This window comes from Granulicatella seriolae (assembly GCF_024543085.1).
GTDB classification, from domain to species: Bacteria; Bacillota; Bacilli; order Lactobacillales; family Aerococcaceae; genus Granulicatella; species Granulicatella seriolae.
The window spans coordinates 1-17,243 of record NZ_JANHNZ010000008.1 but is presented as its reverse complement, the minus strand read 5'-3'; the positions used below and the strand labels follow the sequence as shown (position 1 = coordinate 17,243).

Annotated in this window: 15 protein-coding genes; 1 reads left to right on the top strand and 14 read right to left on the bottom strand. The window is 41.6% G+C overall.

The window, feature by feature from the left end; genetic code table 11:
* Positions 1 to 359: 359 nt before the first annotated feature.
* The 8 genes from NPA36_RS07770 to dnaB all read right to left on the bottom strand — a co-directional run bounded on the left by NPA36_RS07770 (position 360) and on the right by dnaB (position 10,855).
* Entirely contained in the window at positions 360 to 1,895 is a 1,536-nt protein-coding gene (locus NPA36_RS07770; RefSeq protein WP_256945558.1) for a S1C family serine protease, read from the bottom strand.
* 397 nt (positions 1,896 to 2,292) lie between these two features.
* Positions 2,293 to 3,105, bottom strand: coding sequence for an MBL fold metallo-hydrolase (locus tag NPA36_RS07765; RefSeq protein ID WP_407932808.1), 813 nt, complete (start codon positions 3,103 to 3,105; stop codon positions 2,293 to 2,295).
* Positions 3,106 to 3,191: 86 nt separating this feature from the next.
* Positions 3,192 to 4,013: a two-component system regulatory protein YycI gene (locus NPA36_RS07760; protein ID WP_256945557.1), complete on the bottom strand. Its 822-nt coding sequence runs from the start codon at positions 4,011 to 4,013 to the stop codon at positions 3,192 to 3,194.
* 1 nt (position 4,014) lies between these two features.
* On the bottom strand, positions 4,015 to 5,370 hold the full coding sequence (locus tag NPA36_RS07755) for a YycH family regulatory protein (protein WP_256945556.1): 1,356 nt from the start codon (positions 5,368 to 5,370) through the stop codon (positions 4,015 to 4,017).
* Positions 5,367 to 7,214 carry a cell wall metabolism sensor histidine kinase WalK gene (walK, locus tag NPA36_RS07750; RefSeq protein ID WP_256945555.1) on the bottom strand — a complete coding sequence of 616 codons (1,848 nt, stop codon included), beginning with the start codon at positions 7,212 to 7,214 and terminating at the stop codon, positions 5,367 to 5,369. Before walK ends, NPA36_RS07755 begins: the two co-directional genes overlap by 4 nt.
* A gap of 103 nt (positions 7,215 to 7,317) precedes the next feature.
* Positions 7,318 to 8,031 carry a response regulator YycF gene (gene yycF, locus NPA36_RS07745; RefSeq protein ID WP_256945554.1) on the bottom strand — a complete coding sequence of 238 codons (714 nt, stop codon included), beginning with the start codon at positions 8,029 to 8,031 and terminating at the stop codon, positions 7,318 to 7,320.
* A 96-nt stretch (positions 8,032 to 8,127) separates the two neighbouring features.
* Positions 8,128 to 9,423: an adenylosuccinate synthase gene (locus tag NPA36_RS07740; protein ID WP_256945553.1), complete on the bottom strand. Its 1,296-nt coding sequence runs from the start codon at positions 9,421 to 9,423 to the stop codon at positions 8,128 to 8,130.
* Positions 9,424 to 9,478: 55 nt separating this feature from the next.
* Complete coding sequence (gene dnaB / locus NPA36_RS07735; protein WP_256945552.1) at positions 9,479 to 10,855, bottom strand: replicative DNA helicase; 1,377 nt, start codon at positions 10,853 to 10,855, stop codon at positions 9,479 to 9,481.
* Between the two features lie 443 nt (positions 10,856 to 11,298).
* On the opposite strand from dnaB, the gene NPA36_RS07730 reads away from it, so the two are divergent.
* The gene (locus tag NPA36_RS07730; protein WP_256945551.1) at positions 11,299 to 11,526 is read left to right on the top strand and encodes a hypothetical protein; all 228 of its coding nucleotides are present in this window, start codon (positions 11,299 to 11,301) and stop codon (positions 11,524 to 11,526) included.
* A gap of 89 nt (positions 11,527 to 11,615) precedes the next feature.
* On the opposite strand, the gene NPA36_RS07725 is transcribed toward NPA36_RS07730, so the two are convergent.
* The 6 genes from NPA36_RS07725 to NPA36_RS07700 form a co-directional block, all read right to left on the bottom strand.
* Positions 11,616 to 13,220 (bottom strand): ATP-binding cassette domain-containing protein, encoded by a 1,605-nt coding sequence (locus tag NPA36_RS07725; RefSeq protein ID WP_256945550.1) that lies wholly within the window; start codon positions 13,218 to 13,220, stop codon positions 11,616 to 11,618.
* A 371-nt stretch (positions 13,221 to 13,591) separates the two neighbouring features.
* Positions 13,592 to 14,152, bottom strand: a complete 561-nt coding sequence (locus NPA36_RS07720) for a phage scaffolding protein (RefSeq protein ID WP_256945549.1) — start codon at positions 14,150 to 14,152, stop codon at positions 13,592 to 13,594.
* 199 nt (positions 14,153 to 14,351) lie between these two features.
* A complete protein-coding gene (locus NPA36_RS07715; protein WP_256945548.1) occupies positions 14,352 to 14,555 on the bottom strand; it encodes a hypothetical protein in 204 nt (67 codons plus the stop codon).
* A gap of 1 nt (position 14,556) precedes the next feature.
* The gene (locus tag NPA36_RS07710; protein WP_256945619.1) at positions 14,557 to 15,774 is read right to left on the bottom strand and encodes a phage head morphogenesis protein; all 1,218 of its coding nucleotides are present in this window, start codon (positions 15,772 to 15,774) and stop codon (positions 14,557 to 14,559) included.
* A 266-nt stretch (positions 15,775 to 16,040) separates the two neighbouring features.
* A complete protein-coding gene (locus NPA36_RS07705) occupies positions 16,041 to 16,490 on the bottom strand; it encodes a hypothetical protein (RefSeq protein ID WP_256945547.1) in 450 nt (149 codons plus the stop codon).
* Positions 16,491 to 16,494: 4 nt separating this feature from the next.
* Positions 16,495 to 17,139: a MurR/RpiR family transcriptional regulator gene (locus NPA36_RS07700; RefSeq protein WP_256945546.1), complete on the bottom strand. Its 645-nt coding sequence runs from the start codon at positions 17,137 to 17,139 to the stop codon at positions 16,495 to 16,497.
* Positions 17,140 to 17,243: the final 104 nt, after the last annotated feature.

The following is a 17,243-nucleotide window of genomic DNA, read 5'->3' as shown; positions in this document are numbered from 1 at the left end:
GGAATAAAGTACTTTTATTCCTCGTTAGAGACCTATTTTAAAGCTCTTTTCTCATAATTCGTCATTTGTTGGGCTTTTTTGACCTTTATTGAGCTAGAATCGGTTGAATTATGAGAAAACATAACTATTTTTACTTTCTAACGAGGAATAAAGTACTTTTATTCCTCGTCGGAGACCTGTTTTGAATCCTTTTTCTCATAATTCGTCATCTTAAAAATACTTTTCCTTTTAATTTAGCTTTTGGGTCTTATTTATGAGAAATCTAATCAGAAGCAACTTGTACAGCATAACTGTACGCTTACTAGCTCCAGCAACAAAAAATCAGCACCTCCACATGTGAAGGTACTGATTTCAAAAGATTATAAACTTGGTTGGCTAGATTCTTGTAGGGTCACATTGGCTTCTTGTAGTTTGCCATCTCGGTAGAACTTAATAGGAACGGTGTCGCCAACTTTATGGCTGTAGAGCACCTTTCGTAGGGCTTGGATATTTTCGATAGGTTGGCCATCGAATTCGACAACCAAATCTAGTTGCTTCAAGCCAGCTTTTTCTGCACTACCATTTGCTGTGATGTTGTAGAGGATGACTCCGCTGGTCACGGTTTCTGGTAGTTTTAGTTCTTCTTCGTAGGCCACTGAAATGGAGCTTAGGTTGATCATGGTTACGCCTAGGACTGGTCTGATAACTTTGCCGTCTTTTTCTAGTTGGTTAATAATCTGAACCGCTTCGTTGGACGGAATGGCGAACCCCATCCCTTCGACAGCAGAATTGCTAATCTTCATGGAGTTGATGCCGATCACTTGGCCGCTTGCGTTGATAAGCGCCCCACCGGAATTGCCCGGATTGATAGCTGCATCGGTTTGGATGGCGGTCACGGTCCAGTCACTTTGTCCGTCACCGTCAACATCTGTATCGACTGAACGGTCCTTAGCCGAAACAATTCCTGAAGTCACGCTAGTCGCAAAGCTTGACCCTAACGGTGAGCCGATTGCTAGCGCCACTTGTCCCACCAAGACATCATCGGAGTTGCCGAATGTTGCCACGGTTTTCACGTCAGTTGCAGAGATTTTCAATACGGCCAAATCAGTCCATTCATCGCTGCCGACCAATGTTGCCTCCACTTTGGTGCCATCAGCCAGCAAGACTTGCAGACCGGATGCGTTGGCGATAACGTGGTTATTGGTGACAATGTAAGCTTCGCCGCCAGTCACCTTGTAAATGACCCCACTCCCTTCAGAAGCAGTCGTCAACTCTCCCGTACTACCGTTTGAGCGCCCAAAAATATCGGTTTGTTTAGCAGCCTGCAAATTCACGACAGACACCACAGCGTCTTTCACCTTGTCGACCACTTGTGTAATATCGGTTGGTGTCGTGGTTAAAGGAGCAGTCGTCCCCTGGCCCTCACTGGTTTGGGCTGCACTACTGCTAGAAGATGAGCTAGGCGCGCTACTACTTGTCGCAGCACCCGGTAAAATATTACCACCCATAGCCAAAACAATACCCGCACAAAGCGCAAATGCAGCTAACCCACCGACTAAACCACCCATAAAACCAGACCTAAAGCCCTTAGTTTTAGGATCTTCCGGTTTAGGATTAGGGACTTCTTCCTGTGAAAATGGCGGTATTACACCTCGGCTTGGCTCTTCTACTTCTACATCAGGCTCATTGTCTCCAGAAGTAAAAAGATTAGCCTCCACCTCATCGCTAGCAGGGGTTTCCTTGTCTTGCACGCTATTATAGTAAGCAGCATCATTTTCCCACTGGTTTCTAGCTTGTAAGTCTTCTTCTGATTCATTGGTTTCTACATCATCTGGCTCATTGTATGCCTGGTCACCATTGTTAATATGTTCGTTATGTTTTTCAACATCGTTCGGATTGACATCATCTTTTGACATAGTTCTATGCCCCCTCTAATCTGTTTTTGGGTAGTCTCACCCGTATTCTTTCCACTAGTATACCCTGAGATTTTGAACTTTTGGTGAAGATGTTAGGGAAAATTCTTTAAGTTCTATCACCATCTATGAAGAAATTTCTTATCAACAGAGCACAGAGTCCGTATACAACAAAATAAAATAGTTTCCGACATAGGGAGTAGAAATAACGGTGTATGAGCATAGCTGACGCACAGTGGATGTTTCGGCTTTAGCCGATTACAGCCACGTAGACAGCTAAGCCGAAAGACCTAGTCTTGCGGCGGTGCCACCGTTCTCATTTCTGCTCCCTATGTCGGAAACTATTTTGTGCTTTAGAAACAACTCTTGTTTCTTTGCGGACATTTTACCAAGCTCAACCCTATATAGTAAACAATTCAGTCGGTTCAACAGGGTCGGTGTGGTAAAGCTGGAAATTCTCCTCCAAGCCACAATCCTTGTCCCTTAAAATAGCATAGGCCGTGTCATAGGCAATGGCCTTCATATTGTTGTCGCGACTCAAGTGGCCTAAAAATACCCGTTTGGTCTTATCCCCAACCATCTCAGCAGTCGCCAAAGCCCCATCATCATTGGACAAATGACCCTTATCTCCTAAAATGCGTTGTTTCAATGACCAAGAGTAGCCACCCATACGTAGCATTTCCAAATCATGGTTGCTTTCAATCAGGTAAGCATCCGCATTTTTCAGCAACCCACGCAAACGGTCACTGACATAGCCTGTATCGGTCAACATGACAAACTGTTTTTGGTCCTTTTGAAAGGCGTAAAACTGCGGATTGGCAGCGTCATGAGAAACACCATAAGAAATAATGTCTAGGTCGCCAAAGGTTTGCATCTGGCCCAGTTCAAAAATGTGTTTTTGTTCAGTAGCCAATTTGCCTATCTTACCTTCCATGGCTTGCCAAGTTTCGTGGTTGGCGTAGACGTCCATCTTGTATTTGCGGGCTAAAACGCCGACACCATGGATGTGGTCGCTATGCTCGTGGGTCACCAAAATACTATCCACATCAGACAAGTTGCGCCCAATCTTGGCCATCAAAGCCTCCATCGCCTTGCCACTCAAGCCACAGTCCACCAAAATTTTTCGTTGTGGCGTTTCAATATAAGTAGCATTGCCCGAACTGCCACTAGCCAATAAGGAAACCTTAAATCCTAATTCTGATTCCAATTGCATCATCTTCACAAACTACCCCTTCTCTAACAAGCACACATATCTTTAACTCACTAATCCTACCAAATAATCGCAGCTATTTCCACCGATTAGGACGACTTGACCCCTTGAACTTCCAAAGAATCACCACTCAAGATACCGCCACGCAAGGCATCCACACGCCGAACCACAATCTGCCCATCCGCTTGCTGAATCTCCACGTACCAAGCCGGGCTGTAAACATACATATCATCCAAACTCAAAGAACGGTAATAGACCAAGCGCGTCTTTAAAATGGTTGACTTAGGCGGAATTCGCCCACTTAAGTACAAATTCTCCACTGCCGACTGTGAGGTCGTCAAGCGTCTGCTGTCTCCTAGAACCTGTGCATCACCAGCAAAGGTCTGCTCATACGAAGTCACCTGCCCATTTGCATTGACAGAAAAGACAATCTGGCTAGTTCCATCCAAAATCGGCACCTTATTGGCTCGTTGCGCATAGATAATTTTTCTAGTAGACGGGTTATAAGTGAAAAGACCGTACTGCTCCCCATTGAGAATAGCGCCACTGGTTAAAAATTCAGTGACCCTAGTAAAGGTATCATTGGTGATGTCTTTGGTAAAATCCAATTCAATAGGGGTTTCCAAAGTACTAGATAAAATATTGTTCTCAAAGCTATAGGTCTGATTGGTCAACTGAGAAACTTTTTCGCCTAAACTAGCCCGGTTGGTCTGCACCAAAGGAACTGACTCAACATTGGAGGATAGTCCAGAAAAGGAAATATCGTCAGAACGCATTTGCTCTAAGACATTGATATTGGTGTTTTGGGAACTAATGGTATTGCCCTGCATACTAAAGTAGGAGTAAAGCAGGAAAATATCTAAGAATAAAAAAGAGACAATCAAAACAATGGTTGAACGTTTAAAATCCATCTTAGTCTTCCTCCCCTAAATCCATGCTAACAGGCTCAAGTTCTCCAGCGTCCTCAAGAGTGACCTGGTCCATAGTGGCACTGTCCACTGTTTGCCAAGCCCCATTGATTTTGACAAACCAAGTCGGAATAAAGTTGACAATTTTGTTGCTTTCTTGGCTACTAACCCACTGATAACCAATCCGAACGTCCTCAACTTGCAGCAAGTCAATGCCCTTACTCATAATCACCGACACCGCATCATCCCCCGACATGAGCGACACTTGCTTAGTACGGCTGACCAAAGGCGTTTGAGCAACCAAAGTCGGAATTCGCATCTTGGACAAGCCATCATCCGTTACCGTAATCCGTAAAGTTCCCTGCTGGTTGGCATCCAAAATCGGAAAGTTATTAACATAGCGTAAAAAATCTACCGCCTGACTGGTTTGAGAATAACCCGAATAGTAAATGCCATAAGTCCAGTTTTCAAACCGGTTCATCTGGTTAAAACTGTGTTGTAGCGTAGTTGACATATCCGGCACCGATTCTGACAAACGATTACGGAAATAGCTCAAAATACTAGACGAGCGGTCAATAATCAACTGAGAGACATTATCGTTATAAACAATTGACTTGTTGTCACTACGATTTTTCAGGTCGGTCGTGTTGGAGTAAAGCATGCCAATATAAAATGACGTCATGTGTTGCTCCACTAAATAGGTCAACTGGTCCAACTTGATATCGTCAATCCGCACAAACGTTAAGCCACCCTTGGTAATGTAGGATTGAATCGGGTAAAAAAGCTTCTCACTGTAAGCAGATTTCAAAAACTCATTGGACTGTTTTTTCCGAGTGACCGAATAGCTAGCCTTGGTTTGGTCATTGATTAAATAAGCCGTTGACACATCATCCATCAAAAGGACAATCCGCGTGATGGTTGTATTGGCAAATTCATCTGGTATATCCACAAAGTAGCTCACAGCATTTTTGATTGGGATAGGTGCGTCAAATAAGAGTTGCCCTGCACTTTGTTTTAGCAGTAGCTGTTCATAGTTGTACTGCTCCAAGGTCCCCATGCTTTGAATATTCTCAAATGATTGGTGCAGTTCCAGATTCAAAGCCTTTAAGACGGCCTTATCTGAGGTAACCTCAATCTTATCGTCATGATTGTAAACATAACGACTTGGACTAAAGACCTCATCTGGTATTAGGCTGGTTCTAGTTTGGTTATCTGTCGTTGTCCCAACCGTTGTGGTCGTCTGCCCTAAACCAGTATTAGCGGTCTGCTTGGCTGGCCGAATAATTAAGAGGGCTGTTAGGGACAAGGAGACCATCATTAAGGCCACCAAAACAACTAATAAAATTTTAGACGTTTTCATTCCCATTCCCCCTCCTCATCAAAGGCAACAAATGGCAAGGAAATATAGAAGGTTGATCCCTTATCCTCTACACTGTTAACCCAGATTTTTCCACCATGTAGCTGCACCACCTCTTTCGCAATAGCAAGACCTAGTCCGCTGCCCCCCATTTGACGGGAACGGGCCTTATCAACGCGGTAAAATCGGTCAAAAAGGTGCGGAATGTCCTTACGAGAAATCCCCAAGCCTTCATCACTAATGGAGACAATCAAGTTGTTGTGGGTCTCCATCAAACGAACAATAATCCGCCCACCATCTGGAGAATACTTGATAGCATTGTTGATAATATTATCAATCACCTGCGTCATCTTGTCTTGGTCAACTTCCACCCACAAGTCACGCAAGGTAATGTCCTTCAAAATACGATAGTTCTTGTTGCGATAAGGCTCACTTTGCAAGACCATATCAAATCGATCCACAATATGCTCAATCAAAGCATTCATATTGATAAACTCTTTTTCCAAGCCTAAACGGTTCTCGTCCATACGAGACAAGTTTAGCAAATCGGTAATCATACGCATCATCCGATTGGTTTCCGTTTCAATCACATTCAAGAAATTTGGTGCGATATCAGGATTTTCCCAAGCCCCATCCACCAAGGCCTCCGTGTAAGAACGAATGCTGGTCAAAGGCGTCCGCAACTCATGCGACACATTGGATACAAAGTTACGGCGTTCTCTGTCAATCTTTTCTTGCTCGGTAATATCCGTCAAGACACAGACCAAACCTGAAATAAAGCCAGAATCCCTTTGAATCACGGAAAACTCACACTGAATAACCGAACCACTATCTTCTTCTACAATCTGCATAACATTTTCATCTTGTGTTTCTAACAAATTACGGAAAGACCAGCTTTCATCCAGTTTCAGAATATCCATAATTGGTTTTCCAATCAGATTTTCAGACTGGATATTGAGAATGTCCAAGGCAGCATTATTGACGATAACAATGCGCCCCCGTCTATCAGTGGCAATCACCCCGTCACTCATATGCCTGAGGACAGAGTCTAGCCGTTGCCGCTCCGACTCGGTGGTCTCTTGCGCTTCCTTAACCTTAGTCGACAAGTCATTAATGGCTTGACCCAACTGACCCAGCTCATCATCTCCGTAAATTTTAACCTCACCCGTATAATTCCCGTCCGCAATCCGCTCCGTTTGGTGTTTCATGGCCTCAATCGGTCGCGTAATCCCCTGGGAAATCAAAAAAGTCACCACAATGGTTAAGCCAATGGCCACCAAAGACGCATTAATAAAGATAATACCAATATTTTGTACCTGCTTATAACTGGATTCAATATTGGTTCTAATGGACAAGGCGCCCAATAATTGGTTGCTATTATTGCTTTGCTCGACAGGCGATACCAATTTCCAATAGCGGATATTTTCACTAGTGTACTCATAGTTGGTGGATTGATTGAGCAGTAGGGTTTGTTGAATGTCCGTCTCTGTTGATTTGGTTCCGACTAGGGATTGGGCTGACTGGTCGGTCGTCCCCAAAATATAGCCCTGAGCATCAACCACACGAGTCTCAACAATATAGTTCCCAGCCGGATAATCTTGCAGAATCTGATAAATCAACTCTTCTTTAGCCTCTTCCGTCGTATCTTGCGCCAAAATGGGCTGGATGGTATTTTTCAGATACCCTACCTGCAACTGAACCTGCTCTTGGAAATTGTTGATGGTTTGTAGCTCCAACTGACGCAAAAAGTTGGTCGCAATCAGTTGCAAGGCAATTAGCAAGAGGAAGATAAAGAGCAAGGGTATTTTAAAATGAATCGATCTAAAAAATCGAATGCCTTTGTTCATGGAAACCTCCAAAAAATGAGCACCACCTTTGTCCTTATGATAAGGCGATTGGTTAGTGCTCATATGTTTTTCTATATGGAATAAGCCCTATTCTAATGGATGCCTACTCTTTTTCTTGTTCTGGATTCTTGATGAAATAACCGACGCCGCGACGGGTCATAATCCAACTTGGGTGGCTTGGCGTATCTTCGATCTTTTCACGCAAACGTCTCACCGTCACATCGACTGTTCGAACGTCACCAAAATAATCATAACCCCAAACCGTTTGTAACAAATGCTCACGCGTCACAACTTGTCCAATGTGTTGCGCTAGGTAGTGCAACAATTCAAACTCACGGTGGGTTAACTCAATCTCTTCGCCACGTTTGGACACCACATAGGCATCTTCATGGATAATCAAAGAACCGATGACAATTTCGTTAACGGTTTTACCGCCATCTGGGTCAACCGGCGCCAACTGCTGACGACGCAAGTTAGCCTTAACACGAGCGATTAATTCCCGATTTGAAAATGGTTTGGTGACATAGTCATCTGCACCAAGTTCCAACCCTAGAACCTTATCAATCTCTGAATCCTTAGCCGTTACCATGATAATCGGTACTTGGCTGACTTTACGAATTTCACGACAAACTTCTAAGCCTTCAATCTTTGGTAGCATCAAATCTAAGAGAACTAGGTCAGGTTGAACCTCACCGAAGACTTTCAATGCTTCTTCCCCATCAAATGCCGTGGATACTTCATACCCTTCTTTTGCTAGACTAAATTTGACAATATCTGAGATTGGCTTTTCATCATCTACAACTAGAATTTTTTTCATACCTGCCTCCTTAGGGTGGTCATGACTGGTCAAGGTGCACCAATCGTTTCCTTATGGTAATCTTCTCCAACTAACTTGCTTGGAGTTTTACTATTATTACACAGATGCCCAAACACTTTCAAGAATATTGGTTTGATCACGGTCTGGTCCAACAGAGAACGTAGAGATACGAACACCAACTAACTCAGAAACACGACGAACATAGTTACGAGCATTTTCTGGCAATTCTTCTAGAGTTCTGCATCCTGTAATGTCCTCTTCCCAACCTGGTAACTCTTCATAAACTGGTTTGCATTGGCCAAGTTCTACGAGACTGGCAGGGTAGTGAGAAATACGTGTGCCATCAGCTTTCTCATAGGCCACACAGATTTTCAATGTTTTCAAACCACTTAGTACGTCTATGCTGTTAAGGGAGAGGTTGGTAATCCCTGATACACGTTTGGAATGACGCATAACAACGGAGTCAAACCAACCGACACGTCTAGGTCTTCCTGTAGTCGTTCCATATTCACGACCCACCTCACGAATGCGGCTACCAATCTCATCAAACAGCTCTGTAGGAAACGGTCCATCTCCCACACGAGAGGTGTAGGCCTTGCAGACACCAACAACCTTGTTAATCTTAGAAGGCCCAACTCCTGAACCAATGGTAACCCCACCCGCTACCGGGTTAGAAGAGGTGACAAATGGGTAAGTTCCTTGGTCGATATCCAACATAACCCCTTGAGCTCCTTCAAAAAGCACGCGTTTGTCCGCATCCAAAGCATCATTCAAGATAACAGATGTGTCGCAAACGTATTTTTTGAGTTGTTGACCGTAGTCGTAATACTCTTCAAAGATATCCTCAAAAGCAATCGGTTGTGAGTCATACATTTTTACGAATTGACGGTTCTTTTCTTCTAGGTTAATGGCTAGACGCTCTTTAAAGACTTCCTTGTCCAAGAGGTCAGCCATCCGAATCCCAATACGAGCCGCCTTGTCCATATAAGCTGGTCCAATCCCTTTAATGGTGGTCCCGATCTTATTGTCGCCCTTGGAATCTTCTTGCAGTTGGTCCAATTGAATGTGGTAAGGCAAGATCACATGAGCACGGTCAGAGATACGCAGATTATCAGTGGTAATGCCTTTCTCGTGTAGGTAAGCCAATTCTCTAATGAGGGATTTAGGGTTGATCACAACACCATTTCCAATGACACTAATCTTTTCTGGTGAAAAAATCCCTGAAGGAATTAAGTGCAACTTGTAGGTTTCACCGCCGAATTTGATGGTGTGGCCGGCATTGTCTCCACCTTGGTAACGTGCGATAACTTCGGCATTTTCACTTAGAAAGTCCGTAATCTTTCCTTTTCCTTCGTCTCCCCATTGCGTTCCTACTACTACTACTGATGACATAAACATCCACCTCTTCTAGTTTTTTCATGTTCAGGTTGCCCCAACACTTTGATTTTTAGTACGGCGCGACCATGCTGTTGGCCAACTGGTCAGGCACCGTAGATGTAAACTTATTGTATTCCTTAGTGAAAATGAGCTCGACAGTGCCCCGAGGACCACTCCTGTTCTTTTCCACAATGACCTCAATCACATTGTTAGGCTCTTGAGGTTCCTCCCCTTCTTCTTGACGATAGTAATCGTCCCGGTAAAGGAAAGCAACAATATCCGCATCTTGCTCGATAGAACCTGATTCACGAATATCCGACATAATCGGCCGCTTATCTTGCCGTTGCTCCACCCCACGCGACAATTGCGACAGGGCAATAACTGGACAGGACAATTCTTTGGCCAATTTTTTCAAGTTTCTGGAAATCTCTGAAACCTCTTGTTGCCGACTTTCTCGACCCGTTCCTTCGATCAATTGCAGATAATCGATAACAATTAAGCCAAGACGCCCCTTTTCTTGCTTGAGACGACGACATTTTGCTCGAATTTCTGCCACCCGAATCCCCGGCGTATCATCAATATAGATATCCGCCTTAGACAGCGACCCCATAGCAAGGAAAAAACTCTCCCACTCCTGGTCAGTCAACTGACCATTCCGCAAACGACCAGCATCAATACTGCCCTCAGAACAGATCATCCGGTTAACCAAGGACTCCGCCCCCATTTCCAAGCTGAAAATGGCAACCACTTCTTCGGCTTTTGTCGCAACGTTTTGTGCAATGTTTAAAACGAAGGCTGTTTTTCCGACAGATGGTCTGGCTGCTAGGATAATCAATTCGTCTGCATGTAAGCCTGAAGTCATACGGTCCAACTCGATATAGCCAGTTGGGATACCAGTAATGTCCCCTGTGCTCTTAGCACGAGCTTCCACCGATTCCAAGGCTTGGTTTAAGACGTCTCTAATAAGGACAAAACCAGAGCGATTTCTTTTTTCTGACACCTCTAGAATATTTCTTTCAGCACGGTCTAATACCGAAGCCAAATCGCCACCATCCGTGAAGGCTTCCTTGGAAATCTCATTAGAGGTGCGAATCAATCGTCTTAGGGTTGATTTATCTGAAACAATCTTAGCGTAATATTCAACGTTGGCAGCTGTGGGCACTTTTTCAGCCAATTCAATCAGGTAACCCTGGCCACCAGCGTTTTCTATCTGTTGCTTTTCCGACAACTCGTTACTGGTTGTCACAATATCAACCGCTTCACCACGTTCGTTAAGCGCCATCATAGCCTTAAAGATGACTTGGTGATTTTGGCGGTAAAAATCTTCAGGGGTTAAATATTCTAGAACACCCACAATGGCATCTGGTTCTAGGAAAATGGAACCAATGACAGATTGTTCTGCATCAATATTTTGTGGGGGAATGCGGTCATGAACATTTTCTTCCATGGTTCACCTCTCTTCATTTGTTTCTTGTCACGTCTATGGTGACATCATTATTATTTTACTCTAAATATCTGATAATTGAAATAGCAAGGATTTGTAAGGGCTTGATTGGTGTCACTTTTTATGTGTTTGTAGCCTACTACATACCATATGCACGCAAAAAACAAACCTACTTCCAATAGATAGTGGTAGGTTATTTGTCCAGTTAGCTTTTTTAAGCGTCTTGCTCCTCAATAGTATAGCAGATTTTGCTGCAAAATGGCAGTGTCTATTGAGCCCTGTCTTTTTTATGGGATGAGGTTCAAGTCCTTAATGACTGATATATTTTTAACTCACGAAAGAGTTTGAATAGCAACATGGACTTGAGCCCCCCTTGAAATCGTTTTTTTGTCTGGTAATATAGATATTAAGATATGGTATCAATTATAATAAGAGGAGGACTATTTATGAAAAAAGAGGACACTAGAGAGCTACTGGTTTATTTGTTAATCTTTGCCTTAATTATCATTCAATATTTTTTACCTAGCCCTTACAATACTATTTCTTTTATTCTTGCTTTGGTTATTAACGTCATTTATCTTGGAAAACATCTACACAAGAATACCTTGACTAAATTTGATTTTGCACTTACTACGATTCTATTAGTGCTTACCGTGACCAACTTTTTCATCTAAATTCGATTCCTAGAAAATATGCCATAAAAAAGAGCCTCCAACTTATCTAAGTGATAAGTTGGAGGCTCTTTTTTATGAGCAGAAAGTCATTAGGCTTTAAAGTCATTCAAATTCAAGATACCATCTAGTTTTGAAGCAATTTCTTCTCTTAAGTTGTGTGTGACCATGATAACTGTTAAGTCAGCATTTTCAACTAGTTTATTTTCAATCTCAAGAGCAGTTTCATGGTCTAGGCTTGAGGTTCCTTCATCAATTAGAATCACTCGTTTTCCTCTGAGGAAGCCTCTCGCTAGAGAAAGCCGTTGTTTTTGTCCGCCTGACAGCAGTCTTCCGTCTTCGCCAACAGGGCTTTCCAATTGGTTTTCTTGAGCTTGAACGAATTGTTTTAAACCTGCAACATCGAGTGCTTCCCAAATCTCTTGCTCAGAAAAGCTTTCGCCTAGGGTAAGGTTATCAAAGATGCTGCCATCAAAAATATAGGGCGCTTGGTCTAGATAGATAATCTCTTGTCGCAATTGGTAACCATCTACATCCTTTAGTTCATTGTTGGAAAACTTAGCTGAACCTTGGTAGTCATTGATTTTACCATTCAGAATATTCAAGAGGGTTGTTTTACCTGTTCCACTTTCTCCGACAATGGCGTACTTGCCACCTTCATTGAAACTGTATGAGACATTTGTCCACAATTGGTTATCGCCAAAACTGTAGTTCAAGTTGTCGAGGCTAATCTGGTCGTTTGTTTTATGGAACGGTAGGTAGTCTCCTGCATCATCCGCATCCAGTGCATCAAACTTTTCAAAAATCGGTTGAACAGTTTTTATCTCAACAATAACGTTGGTGATGTTTCCAAGGCTGTTGAAAATTGTTTCACTCAAAGCACCAGTAGCTGTAATCGAACCTAATGACACAATTCTCTTAAAGGCTAAATATCCGGTTAAGACCAAAACCCCAGCTTGTCCAAAAAGGTTTCCAGAAGCTCCTAGGATAGCACTATAAGCCATAGCTCTTTGTTGTTTCACACGTTTATCTGCCAATTCTTCTGATGCTTCTGTTACTGTTTTAGTGATTCTAGAAACTAAGTTAAAAGAAAATAAGGTATCAAAGCCCTTAATCATGCTGGTCATAACTGAAACAAATCTTTCCTGTTGTTTAGAAAAATCAATAACAGCATCTCTAACCTTTGCTTGAACAAGTCTAGGTAGTAAGATAGTTATTACTGAGACAGCCACAGAGTAAACAATAATACTCCAATGGAAGAATAATAGGGCAATACTAGCAAAAAGCATATTCACTATCATGGTAATCAGTAAATACACATTAGCAAAGCCATCACGTTCAATGGTATTAATGTCATTTGTAATCCATGATACGAAGGTTCCTGAATCGTACTCATGATACTTTTGGTAAGACACATCTTCTAGTTTTGAAATGACATCTGTTCTAATCTTGGTAGACATGAGTTGTGATACCCTTGTCTCGTAAGGAATTTTAATCAATAAACTAAGGATATAAATAATCAGCATAAAGAGAATCAAGAGCATTGTTTTCACAAACTCTGTCCAATCAAAAGCAATCAAAGCATTAAAGGCTCTGGCATTCAACACGACCGATAATACTTGGGATAAGGCCCCAACAACGATAATGAAGAATAATAGCAAGTTTTCTTTCCAGTAAAATTTCATGTATTTTGTCATAACTTACCCCACTTTGTTTAATAAATTTTCTAACTGTCTAGCTTGTCCTAGTGCATTTTTCCACAAAGACAAGTAGCTGCTGTTGCACCTGTTTTTCTATAGATTCTTAGTTCATTCTCCACAACATATTCCACTATTCACATGGATTATTAGCACTATATAAAGTATGTAAGATTTCATGAATTCTCCAACTATTTCATAACTATCATCCGATAACCATGTATTTGCAAAGCATATTCCTCATACTTTTATCTCTTTATTCCGATTTTGATCATCGACAAATCAAAGTATACAATACTTCCGATGAAAATGAAAGAATAATTAGAATTATGTTAATTACCTAAGAAAAACTACTGTTTGAGAATTTACTATTAAGAAGTATTGTGTACTTTAGACACATCAGCGATTGCTTGTGCCTCACGACTAGAATTAGTAGAGCCATTATCCAGCTTGTTATCATTTACTTTGTACCCAGCTGCAGGTTTTTCTTCTTGCTTAACCTCAAAAAAGCTAGGTTTTTCAATCTGTAGCGTCTTGATTTTGTTGTCCAGATTGATCACATTCCCGTCTTTGTCCGTTTCTAACTCGCCTAACAAATACAAACCATACTCAACATCCATAATCCCAGCCTTATCTAAAGCTGTACGAGCTTGGTAAGTCATAGCATTTGTCTTAGCTTCTGTTTCCAGTTCGGTAATGCGGCTCTTGTAGCCAGTAATCTCAGCTTGCAGCTCTTCATTGTCCTTGTTACCTTTTTGAAGCTTGTTGATTGTCTCATTAGCAGTCTTTAGTTGCTCTGTCTGCTCATTAAACACAGACTTAACAATCGCATTCTTAGGAAATTCAGCTCTAATCTCTTGTTCTGCAGATACCAAGTCAATAGTGCCATCTTCCTTTTTGTACTTGTTCAAAATCACCATAATCCAGTCCATCTCTACATCCTCCAATAGCATATTTATGCAGGTCGCTCCCTGCTAGGAGTGTCTGGATATGCCCCCAGACTTGGGCGGTATGGCTTTTAACGTCATCCATCAGGACATAAAAAATAGCCGTATTTCTAAGACTAGTTAATGACTTTATTTAGTTTTTGGGTACAAAAATAGCACCTAGTAACAGTTAGCTACTGGGTGCTTAGATATCCATTTTAATATCATATCTTTTATGGTATTCCTCACGCCATTCTAAAAATTCATCGCGTAGTTTTACAATTTCAGGAGGGGCATCCGGAATTAGGGTTGTCTCACCCTGACCTAGCGGAGCTAAATATGGATCAATTGCAATGAACAATGACTCTCCTTTTTTTTCAAACTCTTCAAACCCTGCTGTGATTTTCACGTTACCACTCTCCTCTCTCTAAAAAATTAATAATTTGAGTTGCTTTCCGACTCTTTTCCAAAACAGCCAGTGTATAAGATTCTGAGATTATCTCATTTGTTGAATTCATACTAAGCTCACCGCCAACTTTAGCAAAATGATACTTAGCATAAGCACTAATATCTTCACTAACATTATATCGCTTTTGACCCATGAACTCAATCAATTTCTCATTAAATCTACGTTTTGATTCTCCGAACATAAGTCCATTTTCTTTAGCATACTTATTAACATATTGATAATGCTGATAATGTCCCAACTCATGAATTACCGGGCTCAGTGCGTCATCATCAACCGCAAACCAATCTGTCTTATAGCCTTGTTTTCGTTTCTCTTGATTAGCTTTTTTAAGTCTTGATAAGATACTCTTTTCATTCGGCTTCCTAGCATCAAGATAAACCGTGTTAGATGCTGATGAGAATGAACCAAACCTAGTTCCAACACCCATATCTTTCTCAGAGTTCATAAGCACTATTCTTGGTAGTTCTGCACCGTCAGGAATATTCAACATAGAAAAAGCTTGGTCTATTTGTTTTTCATAATAGTTAATGCTCTTCTTAGTACCCGGCAATGTGTTCGACACATACATATTAAACTTAGAATTTAAGACCTTCCGAGCCCCAAAGGACACATTTAAATCTTGTATAAACTCTTTCTCCTTAGAAACCTGATACTCCCTCATGTTTTTAGCTTTCATGAAGTCATCAGAACTTGAGATGGTAAAGTACCGTTCATCAATCGACTTGCGCCAATCAGAATACTTTTGAAAAGGAATCTCTTCCCCAGTCTCATTATCCAATCGCAGGTCAGCAGAAATACCATCAACAATAGAGATAGTAGTACACCGACAATGGATATCCAAAGCAGCCACACCGAACATCCGAGGTGCTTTAGCCTTGTAGCCATCAACCTCAAAGTAGTCCTCAATATCTTTAATTTGACCATCTAACCGTTGATGCTTGTGCCTAGTCTTCCTATCAGCTGTAGCAAGCCATTGCTTACGAATATCAACACCTAGCTCTTTCATTTCCTCATTGGCTTTTTGACGTGCTGCAGACCTCAAGCGACCACCCTCAGTCCGAGCAATGCGCAAGGCTTGTTTGTAGTTAGCCTCTGTATTACTTTGGATAATCTGAGCAATTTGCTTATACCCTTGACCTTGCATGACACCAGATGTGATAGAATTTTATTGAATTAACACAAGATATTTGGCACTAGAACTTAGTTGGATAACCTAAAAATAGATTTCCTATCTCCAAAATCAAATCAAAAAACGTTAGACCTTCTGTCTGACATCACGGTGTAGAGCACATCGGGCGCACAGTAGCTGTTTCGGCTTCAGCCGAACTACAGATACGTAGCCAGGTGAGCTCTGAGACCAAGGCTCAGAGCAGTGCCACCGTTTTGATGTCAGACAGAAGATCTAACGTTTTTGTATACATTTAATTAACCGCCTCTTAAACGCCAAGCAATAAACAGTGATAAGAGCGAAAACATTGAGAACACTACACAAGTAACCAAGACGACACTCTTTTGCTGCCTTGTCGGATTTTCTTGACTATAGCTTAAGGAACGACCATAAAAGAAGGAAAGAATCGCACCAACAATATTCCCTGTAAAGAGCTGCTGAATCATGGAAAAGGTTAAAAACTTACCTAATAACCCATCCCGACTGCTAGAAATTTGTTGAATAAAATAGAGTGTTACAGCCTGAATCAGCATCAATGAAGCCAGCAGACTTGCCAAGGTAATCCCTGGAACATTCGTCATCAGGTCCACCATACTAACCTGCCGCATACTACTGGTCATAAGCAGATAGACATAGAAACAAGCAGGCGCCACTAACCAGTAGCCCACCAATAGATGTTTAAAGGTTCTAGTCTTAAAACGAAACATGAATTTACTCCTCCAATAAAGTATAGGCACCATAGGACCGATAAAGATAGTCCATCAGAATATTCAAGCTAACCTGAGACGAAATCTCAAATCTCTTTTGCCCCACATGAAATGGCGTGCAATAATAGTTCAGATGAAAATCACTATTTCGTGCAAAATAATTATTACCTGGTGTTGTAATGGTTAAAGTTTTAATCTTACGAACAGCTAACGTGGTCAAGTTTTCCTTAATATTTTCAGTTTCACCACTAAAAGAAGTGATAATCACACAATCCTCATGACTAATCATAGGCATAGCCATATCAAATTCGGTTTTATTAGGCAAAATAAGGACACGCTTTTCTAAAGGTAGCATGAGTTTAGAAAATTCTTCCAAGGGTTTCTTCTGCGAAAAGCCCGTTGAATAACAATAGATGGTCTTGCTACGCCCTAACATGTCATTAATCGGTAGCAAATCCGCTGCCTTCAAATGGTTTAGCGTACGTTGAATATCATCCATTTGCTTATCATAAAGCAGTTGCTCCGTCTCTGAGGCTAGGCGACTTGTCTGCTCTTGGCGAAGAAAATACTTGAATTCAGAATAGCCAGAAAAACCCAGTTTCTTGGTCAAGCGTAGAATAGATGATTTAGAAACTAAAACTTGAAACATAAAAAATGATTATAAACCGCATGATATCAAGCAAAGAAGCAATAAATTTAGTTTCAAGCAATCATTTTTAATTGGTTTTGTGTTGCCTTAGGCAATTTTTGGAT

Coding starts and splice junctions, on each gene's coding strand:
- NPA36_RS07700 (WP_256945546.1), bottom strand. CDS start 17,139: ATGTTTCAAGTTTTAGTTTCTAAATCATCTATTCTACGCTTGACCAAG.
- NPA36_RS07720 (WP_256945549.1), bottom strand. CDS start 14,152: ATGGACTGGATTATGGTGATTTTGAACAAGTACAAAAAGGAAGATGGC.
- NPA36_RS07755 (WP_256945556.1), bottom strand. CDS start 5,370: ATGAAAACGTCTAAAATTTTATTAGTTGTTTTGGTGGCCTTAATGATG.
- NPA36_RS07705 (WP_256945547.1), bottom strand. CDS start 16,490: ATGTTTCGTTTTAAGACTAGAACCTTTAAACATCTATTGGTGGGCTAC.
- NPA36_RS07770 (WP_256945558.1), bottom strand. CDS start 1,895: ATGTCAAAAGATGATGTCAATCCGAACGATGTTGAAAAACATAACGAA.
- NPA36_RS07725 (WP_256945550.1), bottom strand. CDS start 13,220: ATGACAAAATACATGAAATTTTACTGGAAAGAAAACTTGCTATTATTC.
- NPA36_RS07765 (WP_407932808.1), bottom strand. CDS start 3,105: ATGCAATTGGAATCAGAATTAGGATTTAAGGTTTCCTTATTGGCTAGT.
- NPA36_RS07730 (WP_256945551.1), top strand. CDS start 11,299: ATGAAAAAAGAGGACACTAGAGAGCTACTGGTTTATTTGTTAATCTTT.
- yycF (WP_256945554.1), bottom strand. CDS start 8,031: ATGAAAAAAATTCTAGTTGTAGATGATGAAAAGCCAATCTCAGATATT.
- dnaB (WP_256945552.1), bottom strand. CDS start 10,855: ATGGAAGAAAATGTTCATGACCGCATTCCCCCACAAAATATTGATGCA.
- walK (WP_256945555.1), bottom strand. CDS start 7,214: ATGAACAAAGGCATTCGATTTTTTAGATCGATTCATTTTAAAATACCC.
- NPA36_RS07740 (WP_256945553.1), bottom strand. CDS start 9,423: ATGTCATCAGTAGTAGTAGTAGGAACGCAATGGGGAGACGAAGGAAAA.
- NPA36_RS07760 (WP_256945557.1), bottom strand. CDS start 4,013: ATGGATTTTAAACGTTCAACCATTGTTTTGATTGTCTCTTTTTTATTC.